The sequence below is a fragment of the Metabacillus niabensis genome (assembly GCF_020524345.1).
GTDB classification, from domain to species: Bacteria; Bacillota; Bacilli; order Bacillales; family Bacillaceae; genus Metabacillus; species Metabacillus niabensis_B.
Map to the genome: position 1 here is coordinate 1 of NZ_JAIVLH010000024.1, position 18493 is coordinate 18493.

At 34.5% G+C, this 18493-nt stretch carries 17 protein-coding genes; 2 read left to right on the plus strand and 15 right to left on the minus strand.

All coding sequences use genetic code 11. From position 1 onward, the window contains the following. Window positions 1-298 precede the first annotated feature (298 nt). Complete coding sequence (locus tag LC095_RS21635) at window positions 299-721, plus strand: hypothetical protein (RefSeq protein ID WP_226530149.1); 423 nt, start codon at window positions 299-301, stop codon at window positions 719-721. Window positions 722-748: 27 nt separating this feature from the next. On the opposite strand, the gene LC095_RS21640 is transcribed toward LC095_RS21635, so the two are convergent. After that, the gene (locus LC095_RS21640) at window positions 749-1636 is read right to left on the minus strand and encodes a CPBP family intramembrane glutamic endopeptidase (protein ID WP_226530150.1); all 888 of its coding nucleotides are present in this window, start codon (window positions 1634-1636) and stop codon (window positions 749-751) included. A gap of 158 nt (window positions 1637-1794) precedes the next feature. Next, window positions 1795-2712, minus strand: a complete 918-nt coding sequence (locus LC095_RS21645; protein ID WP_226530151.1) for an aminoglycoside phosphotransferase family protein — start codon at window positions 2710-2712, stop codon at window positions 1795-1797. Window positions 2713-2870: 158 nt separating this feature from the next. Between LC095_RS21645 and LC095_RS21650 the strand changes: the two genes are divergently transcribed. After that, window positions 2871-3131 carry a hypothetical protein gene (locus LC095_RS21650; protein WP_226530152.1) on the plus strand — a complete coding sequence of 87 codons (261 nt, stop codon included), beginning with the start codon at window positions 2871-2873 and terminating at the stop codon, window positions 3129-3131. Between the two features lie 7 nt (window positions 3132-3138). Here the strand turns inward: LC095_RS21650 and LC095_RS21655 are convergent, their stop codons facing one another. The 13 genes from LC095_RS21655 to LC095_RS21715 form a co-directional block, all read right to left on the minus strand. Then, entirely contained in the window at window positions 3139-4074 is a 936-nt protein-coding gene (locus LC095_RS21655; protein WP_226530153.1) for a DUF4349 domain-containing protein, read from the minus strand. A 118-nt stretch (window positions 4075-4192) separates the two neighbouring features. Then, window positions 4193-4753 carry a signal peptidase I gene (gene lepB / locus LC095_RS21660; protein WP_226530154.1) on the minus strand — a complete coding sequence of 187 codons (561 nt, stop codon included), beginning with the start codon at window positions 4751-4753 and terminating at the stop codon, window positions 4193-4195. Window positions 4754-4945: 192 nt separating this feature from the next. Beyond that, a complete protein-coding gene (locus LC095_RS21665) occupies window positions 4946-5371 on the minus strand; it encodes an organic hydroperoxide resistance protein (RefSeq protein ID WP_226530155.1) in 426 nt (141 codons plus the stop codon). A 126-nt stretch (window positions 5372-5497) separates the two neighbouring features. Beyond that, on the minus strand, window positions 5498-7357 hold the full coding sequence (locus tag LC095_RS21670) for a fructose-specific PTS transporter subunit EIIC (RefSeq protein ID WP_226530156.1): 1860 nt from the start codon (window positions 7355-7357) through the stop codon (window positions 5498-5500). A 13-nt stretch (window positions 7358-7370) separates the two neighbouring features. Further along, window positions 7371-8282, minus strand: coding sequence for a 1-phosphofructokinase (gene pfkB, locus LC095_RS21675; RefSeq protein ID WP_226530157.1), 912 nt, complete (start codon window positions 8280-8282; stop codon window positions 7371-7373). 354 nt (window positions 8283-8636) lie between these two features. Next, entirely contained in the window at window positions 8637-9830 is a 1194-nt protein-coding gene (locus LC095_RS21680) for an ABC transporter permease (protein ID WP_226530158.1), read from the minus strand. After that, complete coding sequence (locus tag LC095_RS21685; protein ID WP_226530159.1) at window positions 9831-10514, minus strand: ABC transporter ATP-binding protein; 684 nt, start codon at window positions 10512-10514, stop codon at window positions 9831-9833. Continuing rightward, window positions 10511-11629, minus strand: a complete 1119-nt coding sequence (locus tag LC095_RS21690) for an efflux RND transporter periplasmic adaptor subunit (protein ID WP_226530160.1) — start codon at window positions 11627-11629, stop codon at window positions 10511-10513. The genes LC095_RS21685 and LC095_RS21690 overlap by 4 nt, the downstream gene beginning before the upstream one ends. Continuing rightward, a complete protein-coding gene (locus LC095_RS21695) occupies window positions 11629-12300 on the minus strand; it encodes a Yip1 family protein (protein ID WP_226530161.1) in 672 nt (223 codons plus the stop codon). Before LC095_RS21695 ends, LC095_RS21690 begins: the two co-directional genes overlap by 1 nt. 295 nt (window positions 12301-12595) lie before the next feature. Continuing rightward, a complete protein-coding gene (locus tag LC095_RS21700) occupies window positions 12596-14035 on the minus strand; it encodes an NAD-dependent malic enzyme (protein ID WP_226530162.1) in 1440 nt (479 codons plus the stop codon). A 214-nt stretch (window positions 14036-14249) separates the two neighbouring features. After that, on the minus strand, window positions 14250-14408 hold the full coding sequence (locus LC095_RS21705; RefSeq protein WP_198025724.1) for a hypothetical protein: 159 nt from the start codon (window positions 14406-14408) through the stop codon (window positions 14250-14252). Between the two features lie 220 nt (window positions 14409-14628). Beyond that, entirely contained in the window at window positions 14629-16449 is a 1821-nt protein-coding gene (locus LC095_RS21710) for an ABC transporter ATP-binding protein (protein ID WP_226530163.1), read from the minus strand. An 8-nt stretch (window positions 16450-16457) separates the two neighbouring features. Continuing rightward, complete coding sequence (locus LC095_RS21715; protein WP_226530164.1) at window positions 16458-18212, minus strand: ABC transporter ATP-binding protein; 1755 nt, start codon at window positions 18210-18212, stop codon at window positions 16458-16460. Window positions 18213-18493 lie beyond the last annotated feature (281 nt).

Genomic DNA, 18493 nt, shown 5'->3' on the forward strand with positions numbered 1-18493 from the left:
TGTATTGAACATAAATATCACCCTCCCAATTAGTTATCTATATTATACCAAATTAACGCGGTGAAAAGTTAAAGTATTCAGATGAAAATAATAGGCTGCCGAGGTTTCTCGACAGCCTGGCCACTCAAAAATGAGTGGTCGACGTCTTGCTACAAGTATTAAAATGGTACCTCAAGGATACCACATATTTAAAAATAAACCTAATTCTTATCCTTCCTTTTATTCTATTCCTCTTTTCAAGTATATTTCATCTTAAATTTGTAAACGATTTTAGGGTATAGAATGGAGGTTTACATTAATGTTTTCAACACGTGGGGATGCACATAAATTATACTTGAAATTTAAAAGGATATCAGAAAACGGTGAACCCTTACATGAATTAAATGAATTAAGAGAAATATCTGCAATGAAATCTTTTTATAAAAAAATCGATACCGCAACGTTGGAGAAAATCTATTACCGAATGTTAAAAGAAAAAAACGGAATGGGAATGATACCTGTCTTTGTTTCGGCAGGACCTTGGCTGCTGTTTCTATTCTCCAAACAACTTCAAGAATTTTTATTTAAAAACGGAAGTATGCCGTTTTTCATTTTTATTACAGTTTATCTGTCCATTTTAATCCTTAGCGTAATCTTACACTTTAGAGAAAAGGCATGGGCCACGATTCATTTGACCTTAATCAAACATATCCTGGAAGGTCGGAATAACAGCTTTATTTAAAAAAGCATGCATTGTTTGCACGCTTTTTTAGAATGTAGCTTTTTTATTTTTTCTAAAAACAATAATAGAGAATATAATCCCGGTCACGATTGTTGTTAAAGTTGATATCATGGCGTTTACATTTGTCGTGACAAACAAGGAAGGAATATCACCATATACAGTGTCCTCCATTGTTAAAAATAGACAGAGAAACATATTATTTGCTGCATGAGCACCAATTGAAAATTCAGAACTATTTGTTTTGATCGAAATATAGGTCCATATAAAGCCCATAGAAAGGTAATCTAACGCAACCCAAAATGCTCCATATTCCATCTCGGGATTAAAGAAGTGAAGACTTCCAAAGATTCCCCCAACAATAATAGTTAATATTATTGGATTTTGAGTAAATTTCCCTCCCCATTGTAGTAAAAATCCCCTAAACAATAATTCCTCGGAAGTTGTTTGAATAGGTACAAGGAAAATAACAGCTACTAATAACCATAGAAACCTCGACATATCAAAGTCATTTAAGTGATAATCATTTGGGAAAATTATATAATCAATAAAAGAAAAAACACCCAGAATGACAAGGAAAACCAGAAAGCCATACCCAATTTTCCCCCAATTAAGCTTATCGGCTGGAGTAATAATCGAAATAAATCTTCTTTTTAATATACATTTAACAGCAATAAATATCCCAATAACCAATAAGATACTCTGAAGATGCAATAAATAAAGGTCTACAAGCGGATCTGTTACTAAACCTGTTTCGATATCAAGAAGACCAGGGTTTATGACTTCACCAATAATTAAAGCAACTATGTATGCCAGAGTACCTAAAATAACCATAAAAGCTAATATAACAAGAAGTGAACTAATATAGCGTTTATGAGTATTTTTTCCTTCTTCAATGTTTATAAAATTTTGACTCATCATCAATCTCCTTTTATGAATGTTTTACCTTACTAATTTTAACTTAGTTTTACATAAATTAACATCATAAAAGATTTTAGGACAATTTAGATATATATTTAGTTTATTAGTAATTGACGGGGTTTTGAAGCTATTCAATAAAATGATTAATCTGTGAATTAGCACCGTTTACTGTTGTTCATTAAATATTCAAATGATTTAACGATGCTCCATGTATGTTCATTTACTTTACCAAAGTCCTCGATATCCCAATATAAACTTAGGATAGAATGGCAAAAGCCCCATAATATGATTCGATATTTTTTTAAAAGTAATTGGTCTACTAGTATGTCAATCCGCCTTTCCAAAACCTCTAAATAATTCTCTGAAGGTACTTTATTCAAGAGAAATTGAATAACATCATATTCTCTTTCTCCAATAAGGCCTTTAGGATCGATAGCAATCCATTTATGATAATTTGAGAATAAAACATTATGATGATGAAGGTCACCATGTAGCAAAAATAACTTCTCAATTGAACTTGTAAGTTCTGAGAAAATTTTTTCTGCTTCAATTAACATATCAGCTGTAATCGGTCCTATTCCATCCTTATGAAGGAAACGAATCTTTTTAAACTCTTCTTCTCTTTCAAAAATAGTTAATATTGAACTTTTTGGAGGAGCATCAGTCCACAAATTTTTCATAACATCTGCCATAATGAATGTTGCATCATCATCATCGTTAACGGTATATAGCTTTTCTCCTGGCGAAATATGTTCCAAAACCATTATCCCTTTTTCAACCTCTACATCTAGTAATCTAACTATCGTGCTACTCTGTAAATATGTTAACGCTTCAACCTCTTGTAAAAATTCTTTTCCATAGGGCACAACGAATTTTACAACAATAAAACTCCCATCTTTTTTTACTGCAGGAGCAACAAAATTATAAGATAATTCATATGGTTGGAGAATGTCACAATCCCATTTAAATTCACAGTAACGCTTTAAATTATCAAAATCTTCTAGCCATTTATCTCCTTTTTGCTGATGAATTGACTTAATAGTCCTGACAAAGTGATCTGGTAAATAACTCATCGCTTCCCCCATAACTTTTATTTAACTATATATTCGATATCCGTCTCTACAATCCTTTCTGCCCAAATTGACCGTTATTCTCAAAAGATACGATTTACTTAAACAAAGAAACAAACTATGTTAAAATAGATTATCTTAATCATATGAGGAGCTACAACATGAAATTACATACACTTATTGAATATTGTTTACTTATTCTTTTTTCCGGGATTTATTTTGCATTTCTTGGCTTTCAATCAAATGGAAGTACCTTTATTATTGGTGTAATCTTTATTTACATAATTATCACATTGTTATTGAAACGGCTACTCCCACATTACCAAATTGAAAATAAAAAACTTTCAATTTTAGTAAGTGTCGCTTTATTAAGTGGAAGTATATTTATTACAATGCTTATTTTAACGATTTTAGCAACTTAATGATAACCTATTCTCCTTTATTTTCAGGTGGTTCTTCTTGCTGTCTTCGCTTTCTTTTTAAAATGAACCAAATGCCAATGAGAATGCCACCTAATACAATGAATACAGGTATACTGCCTACAATAAATACAATAACTGAAGATATGGCTCTTATGACGAAATTTAGAGTTTCCATAAATTGCTTTTTCGTTTCATCCCAGGTATTTAAGTCATTGTTTTCAAGCTCGGGAACATTGACCTTACTCTCTTGTATATGAATTGTTATGGTTGCTAAACTTACCTGATTATCTAAATAATTCATTCTACCTTTTATTTGTTCTATTTCTTCCTGAACAGCAGCTAAATCATTTGATATTTTTAATAGGTCCTCTGTCTTTTCGGCTTTCTCCATAAATTCAAGTAAACGCTTTTCAACTACTTCTTTTGATTTAAGCCTTGATTCCAAATCCACATATTCTTCTGTCACATCTTGACCATTTATGGATTCATCTATTACTTTTGTACTTTCACTTTCAACAGTCTTTAAAAATTTTTGGAAGTTTTCTTGAGGAATTCTTACCGTAATTGTCCCTTCCATTAATTCATTTTCTACTGAATAAGAATTTGTATTTACGATATAACCGTTATATGTTTGAAGTTCGTGTTGGATAGAGGATATAGCATCGGTATAGCTGTTAACTTGAATGGAAAGGTTTGCAGTATAAATGACCATTCGATCACTCATATTTGTTACCTGAGAATTAGTTTCCGTGTCCTTTTGTTCAGTAGGATCTGACGTTATCTCTGCCTTGTTTTCTGTTTCAACTGTCTTTTCTTCTACAGTACCCCCTTCAGATGCATAATTAGCTTGATCTGCTTGACTTTCTTCCCTAGAAATATTGCTGCATCCGCCAATGACAATTGCTAGTAAAAATGAACATATGATAACCATCCAATTTTTCATTTCACAACACTTCCCCTAATAGGTTTTTATCTCTTAGAAGTAGACGTATGAAAAGATTCAATGTTACAAAAATGTGAATAAATTAAAAAGCCGACACCTAAAGTATCGACTCTTTGTTTTACTCTGTTTTTTGAAAATGATCAAATGGATAAAAAATGAATTCAGACTTACCAAGTATCCTGCTTGATTCAATAAGACCCAATCCGTTCCGACTATCCATGCTATTTAAACGATTATCGCCCATCACAAAATAACTTCCTTCAGGTACTTCAACCTCTTCAAAATCTCCTGTTAGCATCATGCCTAGCTGCTCAGCTTCTTCACGATTTTCTGTTAAATAAGGTTCCTCTATAAGCTGATCATTCACATATACTTGTCCTTCTTCAGCACTAACCTTATCACCTGGCAATCCGATTATTCGCTTTACATACCGAATATTTTCTTCTTCACCATCAATAATAACAATATCACCCTTATTAATTTCACCGATAAATTTTAAAGTTTTATTTACAAATAGACGATCACCATCATGTAATGTAGGGTCCATTGATGAACCTTCTACAAGATACGGCTCAAATAGAAAGAAACGAATAATCATTGCAAGCCCCACAGCTAAAACGATGGCCTTAGTCCATTCCCATATTTTAGATTTTGTTGTTTCAGTTTCTGTTTGTGACATGAAAAGTCCTCCTAAATTCAATCCTCTTCTATATTATAACTCTTTATATGCCTATTTGTTAAATATTTAAAAATCCTTTATCTTTTATTGAATGATACTTCCAAAAAGAGTATATAAACATAAAAAAGCAAGCCCTACCAGTATAACTAGGACCTGCTACTAAATGTTTATATTTGAAATGTTTATATTTGATTAGTCAACAACCTCCAGCTCTACATCAATATTACCTCGTGTTGCTTTTGAATAAGGGCAGAATTCATGAGCTTTATCAACTAGCTCCTTTAGCTTTTCTTTTTCAATGCCTGTCCCTTTTACTTGCAAGGTTACCCCTATTTTAAAACCATCATCTGTATCATCTTTCAATAAAGATACATTTGCTGTTACTTCAGATTCGAAATGAACTTTTTCTTTTTTCGCCATTAATTGGAGTGCACCATCGAAACATGCAGAATATCCTGCTGCAAATAATTGTTCTGGGTTTGTAGCATCAGGATTTTCTTTAGCCTGAGGTGAACCAGGCATAGCTAATTTCAAGTTAATTTTCCCATCAGAAGACTCTACTCTTCCATCTCTACCACCAACAGCTTTTGCAGTTGATGTAAACAATGTTTCTGACATGAATATATTCCACCTTTCCATTTTCTTTAGTTTGACCATTACTAGAATGTACCCTATTTTACGCATTCCTAATCAAAAAAGCTGATTTGTTTCGAGTTTATCCGAGACAAATCAGCTTACTTATTATTATTCCTTAACTGGTTTTTTTAAAATTCCAAGCATAATAGCTGTTATAACTGCACCAATGACAATTGCAAGAAGATATAAAAATGGATTTCCCTCTACCAATGGAATAACAAATGCGCCACCATGAGGAGCACGTAATCCATTTCCGAAAAACATCGCTAATGCACCAGCAACAGCTGAGCCTGTTACAATTGAAGGAATGACACGACCTGGATCGGCCGCCGCAAACGGTATTGCTCCTTCTGTAATAAAGGATGCACCCATTATATAACATGTAATACCTGATTGACGTTCACGTTTTGTAAATTTGTTCTTAAATAAAGTTGTTGCTAAAGCGATTCCCAACGGTGGAACCATTCCTCCAGCCATTACTGCTGCATGTGGAGCAAAATTTCCTGAATCAATCATCGCAATACCAAAAGTAAAAGCAGCTTTATTGACAGGACCACCCATATCAATCGCCATCATTCCACCCAGCAATAATCCGAGTAATACTAAGTTACCAGTTCCTAATCCACCTAAGAAATCACTAATACCAGCATTTAATGCGCTTACTGGTTTGTTTACCACGAAGAACATGATCATTCCAACAGATAAGATACTTAAAACTGGATATAAAAGAACAGGTTTAATTCCTTCTAATGATGCTGGTAAACCTGAAAGTAGTTTCTTCAAAAGAACAACAATATAACCCGCTAAGAAACCGGCAATTAAACCTCCTAAGAAACCAGCCCCACCTTGTGCTGCCATAAACCCACCAACCATACCGGGTGCTAAGCCAGGGCGATCAGCAATACTTAATGCGATAAATCCGGCTAATACTGGTATCATTAAACCAAAAGCATTTCCGCCACCAATCGTACTTAACGCTTCTGCTAAAACATTATGTGAAGGATCATTGGGATCTGAAGCATGAATACCAAATAAGAAAGATAGTGCAATGAGAATACCTCCTCCAACAACAAATGGAAGCATGTTTGAAACACCATTCATTAGATGTTTATAAAAACCGGTTCTTTCACTGCTGCCCTCTTCTTTTCGCCCGTCACCCGTTCCTTTATATATAGGAGCATCTTGTTTAACAGCTCGATCAAGAAGTTCCTTTGTTTTACGAATTCCGTCTGCTACAGGAACAATAATAACATGCTTTCCTTTAAAACGTTCCATTTCAACTTGCTTATCTGCCGCAACAATAATGGCAGTAGCTTCTTCAATTTCTGATGCTGTTAACACATTTTTTGCTCCACCAGAGCCATTAGTTTCAACCTTAAAAGAAAGATTCATCTCTTTTGCTTTTTCTTTTAACGCGTCTGCTGCCATATACGTATGGGCAATTCCTGTTGGACAAGCAGTAACTGCAAGGATTTTCCCTTTATTGGTGCCTTCTACCTCTCCATCCTCATCTTGAACATCGTATTTATCGATAGTAGCCAACACATTTTCAATTGTTTTTGCAGCCATTAATTGATCTCTTACTTCCTGTTTCATTAAAATACTGGATAGTTTCGATAATGCTTCTAAATGAGTATTGTTCGCACCATCCGGAGCTGCTATCATAAAAAATAAATAGCTGGGCTGACCATCTAATGACTCATAATCTACCCCTTCAATTGATCGTCCAAATACAATAGACGGTTCTTTAACAGCTGCTGTTTTAGCATGTGGAATTGCAATCCCATCACCAATTCCAGTTGTACTTTGCTTTTCACGTTCTAAAACCGCCTGTTCGTAAGCAACCTTATCAGATAGCTTGCCGGCACGGTTTAATACTTCCACTAATTCTGTTACAACATCGCCTTTAGATGATGATTGGATATTTAATATAATTGTATCCTTTGTTAATATCTCTGTTATTCTCATCTTTCTTCCCCCTCTATACCTTCTTCACTTCAATTTGAGGCAATAATTCTTCCATTTCCTCTTTTGTACATAACTCAATTGAAAAAGCTGTTGCACTTCCTGAAGCGACTCCAATCTTAAAAGCTTCTTCAATTGGATGATTTGTTGAATACGCACTAATAAATCCTCCAACTACAGAATCACCTGCACCAACTGAATTCAACACTTTTCCCTTTGGAACATTCGCAACAAAACTATTTTTTTCAGTTACAAGCAATGCGCCCTTTTCAGCTAATGACACAATAACATGTTGAACTCCTTGTGAAACTAGCTTCTTCGCATATTCATGTGCTTCTTCCACCGATTCAATTTTTGTACCGAATAATTCGCCCAATTCATGATGGTTAGGTTTAATTAAGTAAGGTTTTCCGGATACAACTTCTTTCAATGCATTTCCTGAAACATCTGCAACCACTTTTATCTCTTTTTCTTTACAAATATCCATAATTCTCTTATAGATGGAGGATGGTAATGTTCCAGGGATACTTCCTGCTAATAAAACGATATCTTGACGATCCATTCTTTCAAATTGCTGTAAAAACAGATTTAATTGATCTTCTGAGACACTTGGACCTAAACCATTGATTTCTGTTTCAACATCGGTTTTTAATTTAATGTTAATTCGTGTATCACCAGATACTTTTATAAATTGATGATTAATATTCTCAGCAGTTAAAAAATCTTCAATAAAGACACCCGTAAAGCCACCTAAAAAACCTATTGCCTTAGATTCTACTCCTAGTCGCTTCATAACTCTTGATACATTAATTCCCTTTCCTCCAGGAAACTTAGAATCATCTGTCATTCTGTTCAAAGAGCCTATTTCGAATTGTTCTAGTTTAACAATGTAATCCACCGAAGGATTTAGCGTAACAGTATAAATCATGAATTCACTACCTTTATTGCTTTATTTTTTATATATGGATAAAGTTTTTCCCCTATTATCCATTACAAGTATTTTGTAACTTTTCATTGCAACTAATTTTTGTAAGCGAATTCACCGCTTGCTTACATCTTATTATACTTTCACTTTCAGTCAAAATCAATCGTAAAATATCAAAAACTATCATTTTTTATATCTATATAGTATTTTATCAATCACAAACAATCATAGTTTAGAATTTTAATACGATTATCACTATCTAAACCTGTATTTATTCCTTCGAATGTATAACAAAAAACCTCACACAGAAATAATCTGATTGTGAGGTTCCCTTAATTCATTCATATTCATTCATATTTATTCATATCGTAAAGATTCTATTGGACTTAATCGGGCTGCTTTATTTGCAGGGAGCATGCCAAACACAATTCCTATAATCATGGAGAAAAGTAGTCCACCGACAACAACTTCCCACGAAATCAATGGTGGCCATCCAGCAAAAATGGATACGATATTCGCTGCCACAGCACCTAAAATTATACCTATAATCCCTCCTATTAGAGTGAGGGTAACAGATTCAATTAGGAATTGGGTTAGAATTTGCCGCTTAGTGGCACCCAGAGCTTTTCTTATACCAATTTCCTTCGTTCTTTCTGTTACAGAAACAAGCATAATATTCATAACACCGATCCCTCCAACTACAAGGGATATTCCGGCAATTGAGCCAATGATTAACGTCATTATCGTTGTAATTTGTCCTATTCCTTCTGCCATTTCTTCCATATTAAACACTTTGTATGACTCTTCTGTATTATGGGAGGTATTTAATAGAGTTGTTGCCTTCTCGCCAACTTCTTTCATCACATCTGCATTCTTGGCTTGTAATGTCACCTGGTTATATTCATTTTTACCAAAAGAATTACGAAAAGTATTCCAAGGAATATATACTTCCATAGCTCCAAAGGCAAATAACCCACTCGGTTTTTCCAATACTCCAACAATTTCAATTGGCTGACCTTTAACCCAAATTACTTCACCTATTGCAGACTTATCGTCGAAAATTTCTGTGCTTAGCTCATGGCTAATAACACCTACTCTGGTTCCTCCTATATATTCACTTTCTAATAGGTTTCTGCCAGATTGAACATTTAAATTATTCACTTCCATATATGCTTGGTTTACACCATAAACACTTGTATCAGCTGTTTCTTCACGGAAACTTGTTTGGAAGTATTCGGTTGATGATGCAACGACTTTTTTCACTTCAGGAATCTCACTTAATGCATTTACATCAGCTTGGGTGAATGCTGCATTCATATAGGCATTTGGGTTTGATAACAATTCTTCTTCACTCGGTTCATAATATACTTCTATAGTATTTCCCGGTCCTGTTATCGAAGTTTTTAATAATTGTTCGCCCCCCTGTCCTATTGCCACAACAAGAATGACTGACGCAACACCAATAATGATCCCTAGCATAGTTAAAATGGAACGTAATTTGTGAGCGAGAACTGAGCTTAATGCCATTTTAATATTTTCCATTAAACTCATCTATACTCTCCCCCGCTCTTCATCAGAGAGAATAATTCCATCTCTAACTGTAATAATTCGGTTTGCGTAATCTGCAACCTCTTGTTCATGGGTAACAAGGATGACAGTGGTACCTTCTTTGTTCAATTGTGTAAATTGCTCCATAATGGAAATACTTGTTTTGCTATCCAGAGCACCAGTAGGTTCATCAGCTAAGATAATTTTCGGTTCATTCACAATTGACCTAGCTATAGCAACCCGTTGTTTTTGTCCTCCAGATAATTCATTTGGCAGGTGATTTATTCTATCACCTAAACCTACCTTTTCAAGAGCTTGTTTTGCTCGTTCCTCCCGCTCTTTCTTCTTGTACCCGGCATAAACCATTGGAAGTTCCACATTTTTCAAGGCAGATAACCTGGGTAATAATTGAAATTGTTGAAAAACAAATCCGATCGAGAGGTTTCTTACTTTTGCAAGCATTTCATCCTTGTATGTTGAGATGTCCTCTTCATCTAAAAGGTAGGTTCCTGAAGTGGGATTATCTAGACAACCTATTACGTTCATTAAAGTTGATTTTCCGGAACCCGATGGACCCATAATGGCAACAAACTCTCCATTATGAATCGTAAGATTGATATTTTTTAACACCTCTAACGTATCTTGACCTACTTTATAGCTTTTTGTAATTGACGTTAGCTCAATCATTTTTCGTTCACTTCCAAGTTATCCCGGACTTCTTCTGAAGGATTAATAATGACTTTTGATCCTGATTTAAGACCTGATTTGATTTCCATATACTCATTACTGGTTGTTCCAATTTCGACCTCATTATGAACGGCTTTTCCTTCTACAACGGTGTATACATAGTAGTTTTCGCCATCCTGTTTTACAGCCTCTAAAGGCACAGCTACTGCAGATCGTTTCTCTGTTTCAATATCCATAATTAGCTTAAATCCAGGCTTTGCCTCAATATTTTTATCATCGATAGAAACTTCAATTGAATATTGAACAGCCGTTTCTTCACCTGATATCGCTGTTTCACTTTGTACAGGTAAATAGCTAACTTTTGCTACTTTTCCCTTCCATTCCTTGTCAGCAAGAACATCTGAACGCAAAGTAACGGCTTGCCCTTCATTTATTTTCAAGGAATCGTATTCCGATATTGTCCCTTTAACAATTAATTCTTCCGAATTACCTATATGTAAAATAGGGGCTTGTGAAATCCCTTTTATCGCTTCTTCATTAATAGTAAGCACTGTTCCAGCACTCTCACTTTTGACAACAAGATCTTCAAGATTATTTTCAATCGTTTCCTTTTGAAGTAGAATCTGCCTTGCATCAAGATCTGCGACTTTTAAATCCGTCTTAAGCTGATCTCGTTCAGCTTCTATTTGCTTTTCAGCTTCCTTTTCTCCTACTTGTTCCTTTAAATCCTTTTCTTTATCATCTAAATCATCAATTTGATCTTTAATTCGATTAATTTGTAAGTAGGAGGATTCAAGGGAAAGAGCATTTTGTTCTTTTTCTAATTGTAACTGTTCATTTTCATATTTTATTAATGGGGTATCCTCGGCTACCTTATCTCCTTCTTTTACAAGGACCTCGGCTACCTTACCATTTTCAGGCACATAATATACAAAGTTCTCTTGACTTAAAGAAAGTGTACCGGGAACCATAACACTCCCGGTCAATTCTCGCTTCTTTACAGTCTCCGTCTCCACTGAAAGGACTTCCTGATTTGATGCCCTGTAGATGTTTACTCCAACTAATAGTATGATCAAAGACACTACAGCAATTGATATCCAAACTTTTTTCTTCATTAAAATTGTGCCAGCCCTTCTAAAGCTCTAGAGGCTGCAGCAAAGATAAGACCTAATACAAAGAAGATAATTGTAATTGTATATGCTGCCGGTTTAGAAAGTTGCGCTACTTTCACTAAACCGAATCCAAGTAAAATATAATACCATATTTGGAATACCTCGATAGTACCGAGAATACCTCCAATTGCTCCTTCAGCACCTACAAAACTGTTAATACTTGTTAACATGATATATGGATCTGAACCAATAACATAAATAATAACTTGGTTTAATATTTGCCCAATAGTAGAAATAAAGCTTGTAAAAAGGATTAATGATAACACTTGTTTAAACGTAACTGTTGATTTAGCGATCTTTGTGATCCCAAATAATATACCGCCAAAAATTAAAAATCCAATCGGAGTACCAAACAATGCTCCAATGCCACCGAAAATAATCCCAAACATTTTTGAAATTTCTATCTGATCATCCGGCATTCCTTCCATGCCTGGCATTGTTGCGTAATCAACATTTAAAGCGGCTAAAACACCCACAAGTGCACCTAAAATAGAAAGAATAATTAAAGGAAGCCAAATTGTCGGTTTTTCACGCATTCTTTCAAACTGTTCCCCAGGTTGAAAAATCATTCCAAATAATGATGGTTTCTTTGTTTGTATCGTTTCTTGTTCCATCTTTTTTCCCTCCAAAATATATTTTCATATACTTATACGAGGGTGATTGGAAATAGTTTCATAAAAAAGGTGTTTATTTGTAAAAAATTTCTTAAATACTAATTTTCCATTAGAAAAACTAAACTCATCACCTAGTTTTATTGGAGATATCCTTAGAGTTTATTATATTATCAATCAATAAAAATCTTACACTTACTGATTGTATAAAAAAACTCTTAAGTAACATGATCTATATAACCTTCAAATATGCCATCATGAAGATTATATAGAAAATGTACCTAAGAGTATTAACGCATCAATTTTCTTGGAAACTATTTTCTTCTTTATACAAATCTTTTCTTGCGACACCTGATTCATGAGCAGCTTTGACAACTGCTTTTCTAACTTTCTCAACAACCTTTTGATTAAAAACACTTGGAACAATATATGTTTCACTTAATTCATCATCTGAAACAACATCAGCGATTGCTTTTGCTGTAGCAATCTTCATCTGTTCATTGATTTCTGAAGCCCGACAATCTAATGCACCTCTAAAAATACCTGGAAAACATAAAACATTATTAATCTGATTTGGATAATCGGAACGTCCGGTGGCCAATACTTTTACATACGGTTCTGCAATTTCCGGATCAATTTCTGGATCCGGATTCGCTAATGCAAATACAATAGGATCCTTTGCCATTGATTGAAGGTGCTCTACTGTTAAAACTCCCGGTGCAGATACTCCAATAAAAACATCAGCGCCTTTAATGACATCTGTAAGCGAACCCTTTAAGTTATCCGGATTAGTCATCTGAGAAAAGGCTGTCCAATTTTGATTTTCATAGGATTCATTTTTGTTGAGGGCACCTATGCGATCAACTCCAATAATTTGACGGACACCTGCTGCTAGCAACATTTTGGCACAAGCTGTCCCAGCAGCTCCCACTCCATTAAGAACAACTTTAATTTCTTCTATATTCTTTCCTGTCAACTTCAATGCATTATAAAGCCCTGCTAACAATACAACAGCTGTACCATGCTGATCATCGTGAAAAACAGGAATATTTAATTCAGATTTAAGTGTTTCCTCAATTTCAAAGCACCTTGGTGAAGAAATATCCTCCAAATTTATACCACCAAATGCAGGTGCAATTGCTTTAACAATTTTAATAATCTCATCAGGATCTTTCGTGTCAAGACATATTGGAAATGCGTCAACATCTGCCATTTGCTTAAACAACATTGCTTTCCCTTCCATTACCGGCATCGCTGCTAATGGACCAATATCACCTAGGCCTAAAACGGCTGTACCATCTGAAACAACCGCAACGGTATTTCGCTTAATTGTTAATGAGTGAGCTTTTTGTGGTTCATCTTCAATCGCACGACAAACCTGTGCAACACCTGGAGTGTAAACTCTTGATAAATCATCGCGGTTTTTAATAGGATTTTTTGGTGTAACTTCAATCTTCCCTCCAAGGTGCAAGAGAAATGTACGATCGGAGACCGAGATGACTTTTACACCTTTTAGTAACCCCAGGACATCCATTACATTTTGACCATGCTTCTGATTTTTTACTGTTATCGTAATATCTCGTACTGTCTGTGTTTTGCTTGTAGAGATCACATCAATCCCTATTATATCTCCACCAACTTCACCTATTACTTTTGCAATTTCACTAAAGGTAATTAAGTTTTTTTGAAAGTGCAATCGAATAATAATATTTGTGCTAGCATTACTTAATTGTGACATCTCTGACCTCCATATCTTTTACTTTTAAATGGGGATAATTTAAAAATGATACAACTCACTAATAAACTTCCATTGTAAGCGTTTTAAATATCCTATTTCCATTTTAGTACAACTTTTATAAATTGTAACTGTTTTCTACATGTTTATCTAAAAACTAATTTTCACAAACAAAAAACCGGCACCCTTTTTAGTAAAGGGTGCCGGTATCATCATTTTATGGATGAACAGCTTCTAAAATTTGATCATTAAAATAGACAACATGTGAGAGAATGGTTTGACCTTTCATCTTCTTCAAAGATTGTTTTGCTTCTTCTTCATTATCAAACTCATACATTTTAATACTCTCTTCATCATACAAGGTTATGACCCACATTTTCCTGTTGTGCCTCCAATAATTAGTGGATTTAAAAATAGTTTTACTTCCACAAAAATAATATCTCTAATTTTAAGTATTGTAAATAGGTAGATATATATTTTACATAATGTTCAAATTTATGGACTATAGCATTGAAGCTAGATTACTTAAGCTTTATCACCGTTAAACGAATAAAACTCTTTCCATTGCAAGAAAAAAAGCGTCAGGTTGACACTTTTTATCCTACTTCTAACATATTAAATTGTGCTTTCACTAATCCATAGTAAATACCTTTTTTCTCCATCAATTGTTGATGGCTTCCCTGTTCCATAATATGACCATGATCAAGGACAATGATATTATCAGCTTCTCGAATGGTTGAAAGTCGATGCGCTATCATAATTGCAGTTCTTCCTTTTAAAAGTGTTCTCAATGCATGTTGAATTTTCACTTCTGTTTCTGTATCAATACTAGCCGTTGCCTCATCAAGGATGATGATGCGCGGATCTGCAAGCAGTGCTCTTGCAAAAGAAATTAATTGTCTTTCACCTACTGATAAAATGTTGCCTCTTTCTTCTACCTCAGTAAAATAACCATTTGACAAATTTTCAATAAAACCATCTGCACCTACTGCTTTAGCTGCTTCAATAACATCTTCATCAGAAGCCTCAGGACGACCAAAGCGGATATTATCAATAATCGTTCCTGAGAATATAAAAGTATCTTGAAGAACAACACTTATTTGTGACCTGAGTTCCTGAATCGATAAATCTTTTATATGAATGTCATCAATTTTTACCTTTCCAGCTGTTGCATCATAAAAACGACTAATTAAGTTCGCTATCGTCGTTTTACCTGATCCTGTATGTCCTACAAGGGCTACTGTTTGCCCAGCATCAATGGAGAGAGAGACATCATGTAATGCCTTTCGAGAGGAATCATAGGCAAATTCTACAGATTCAAACGTTATTTTCCCATCCATATTTGTTAGAGAAATCGGACTATGAGATTCAGCCACAATCGGTTTTTCATCCAGAAATTCAAAAATCCGTTCAGATGAAGCCATCCCCATCAGTAACTGATTATATACCTGCCCTAAACGTGAGATAGGTTCCCAAAACATGCCTAAATAAAAGGCAAACGAAACGAAGATTCCGATCGTAATTGATTCATTTGCTATTAGACTAGCACCGTATGCAATTAAAATTGCTGTTCCAATTGCATTCGTCATTTCAACCATCGGCGTAAACATTGCATTTCTTTTTGTTGCATTTTGCCAAGCACGGAAGTTTTCACTATTCACACCATCAAAGAATTCTATATTCTCTTTTTCTTGTGTAAATGATTGTGTTACACGGATTCCCTGAATGGACTCATTTAAATGAGAATTTAATTTTGATTGTTTTAATCTAACTGTTTGCCAAGAACGGCGTATTTTTTTTCGTAAGCTTGTAGAAATAAAAAACATTAATGGAACAATAATTAAGATGGCTAACGTTAGTTGTGGACTTAACGTAAACAATAAGGCAACTACACCAATTAAAAGGATAAAATCCATCAATAGATTAATAACACCACTAGTAAACAATTCCTGAAGTGAATTAATATCATTCATAATTCGCACAAGAATCGAACCTGCCGAACGTTGATCAAAAAATCGGTGTGACAAGGTTTGAACATGTGTAAATAAATGCTTCCGTATATCATATATTACATTCTGACCCAACATATTCATCCATTTAATGCGGAATTTATTTGCAATATAAGACAAGATATACAACCCTGCAATTGTAACAACTAATACTGTTAATAGATTTATATCTTTATTAGCAATAGCATAGTCAAGTGTATATTTTCCAATTAAGATTGGAGCAACTAACCTGACAAGTGCTGAAATGAATACCGCAACAAATGCTGCTGGAAGCAAGTTTTTTGAGTACGGCTTTAAATAGCTGAAAAGTCTCCACATTTGCTTCCAGTTAAATGGTTTATCAATAATTGTGTCTGTGGAATAGTGAAACCTTTCCATAATTTTTTCTTTTTTTTGCTTATGATCCATTCTTTCACCTACCCTGCCGTTGACTGTAAAACAGCCTTTTGGTCCTTATATTGAATATCATAAATTCGTTTGTAATAGCCATCATTTCTTATCAAATCCTCATGCTTTCCTCTTTCTGTAATTAAACCGTTTTCAAGAACAAGAATTTCATCAGCATGTTTTAAAGAAGAAATTCGATGTGCAATAATGAAGGTTGTTCTACCTTTCATGACTTCTTTTAACGCTTTTTGAATATTAAATTCTGTAGTCATATCAACCGCACTCGTGGAATCATCTAAAATTAAAATACTTGGATTCAAACAAATAGCCCTAGCAATCGCAATCCTTTGTTTTTGTCCACCTGATAAACCTAACCCCCGCTCACCAAGCATTGTGTCATACCCATTAGGAAGTTCCATAATAAAGTCATGTGCCTGTGCTCTTTTTGCTGCATCAATAATGGTCTCCATTGAAGCATCTGGTCTGCCATATGAAATATTGGATTTTATTGTTGAAGAAAATAAAAATGATTCTTGTAAGACTACGCCAATATTTGAACGTAATGCATGTAAAGAATAATCTCTAATATCTTTGCCATCGATAACAATCTGCCCACTTGACGGAGTATAAAACCGTGTTATAAGTTGAGTTAAGCTCGTTTTTCCAGACCCGGTTGCACCAATTAATCCTATTGTTTTTCCAGATGTTGCGTTAAATGAAATGTCATTTAAGGCAAGCTCATCCTCATCCTTATACCGAAGGCTAACATGATGAAACTCCACATTGCCATTTATCTTTGTCTCGGAAATGGATGTATCCATATCTCTAATCGTCTCATTGGCATCGAGAATTTCCAGCAATCTTTCTCCAGAAGCTTTTGATTGAGAGAATAGATTAATAACAAATCCCAAGTGCATAATTGGCCCCATTAAATACCAAACTAAGCTAAAAAATGCGACAAGTTCTCCCGGTTGAAGACTCCCTTGAATGACTAAAATACTTCCGTATGCGAGTAAGGCAACAACACAAATATTCCCTATTAGCTCCATAAGCGGGAAAAACTTCGCCCAAACATATGAAGTTGTTAAAGATTTATCTTTATAATCCCCATTTGCTTGATTGAATTTCCCTATCTCAAATTCCTCACGAGAAAGTGCTTTTACGGTTTGAATCCCACTAATATTCTCTTGAACATTTGTATTCAATTTCCCAAACGATTTACGAATATTCCGAAAGGCCGGATGAACTCTTTTATCAAAACGATAAACTGTCAAGGCTAAAAACGGTAATGCAGCAATCGTTGCAAAAGTTAATGGTACAGAATAAATAAACATCACCGTTAATGTCCCACACACTAAAAGGATAAAACGAACTAGTTCTGAAAACCCGAAAGATAAAAAGAAACGAAATCCTTCTACATCAGCAGTTAGTCGGGACATTAAGTCACCCGTTTTTGCATTGTCATAATACATAAAAGGCAACTTCTGGAGCTTCTCGTACAATGCATTCCGAAGTCGGTAAACAGATTGAATTCCAAACATATCTCCTAAATATTGATGAAAAAATGCAGATACCCCTTTAACAACCATTAATGCTAAAAATCCACTTACAATCCATGGAATATATTCATACTGTCCTTTTAAAACAATTTCATCAATTGTTAATTGAAGAACAATTGGATAGACCACAGTAATGGTGGTAATAAATAAAACAAAAAACAATGACCATAAAAAATACTTTTTATATGGCCAATAAAAGCTTTTCAGCTTTTTAAAGGTTTCCATATATACCCTCCCCGTTCACATGTTCCATTTTTAACACATTATCTATACATATAACGTGATACGTTTAAATATATCGGGAATCGAAATATTTTTCCATATATTTATCTGAATCTTTTAAAAAACACAACTATAGAATGAACGGACCTACTCCAAAGGACGGAAATCAAAAAAACATACTAAACCATCTCGACCTCTAATTAGTGTTTACTATGTACAATACATATCTTCTAACTCCCCTTCATCACAACACTTGTAATTACTTATTAAAATCACGATCCTCC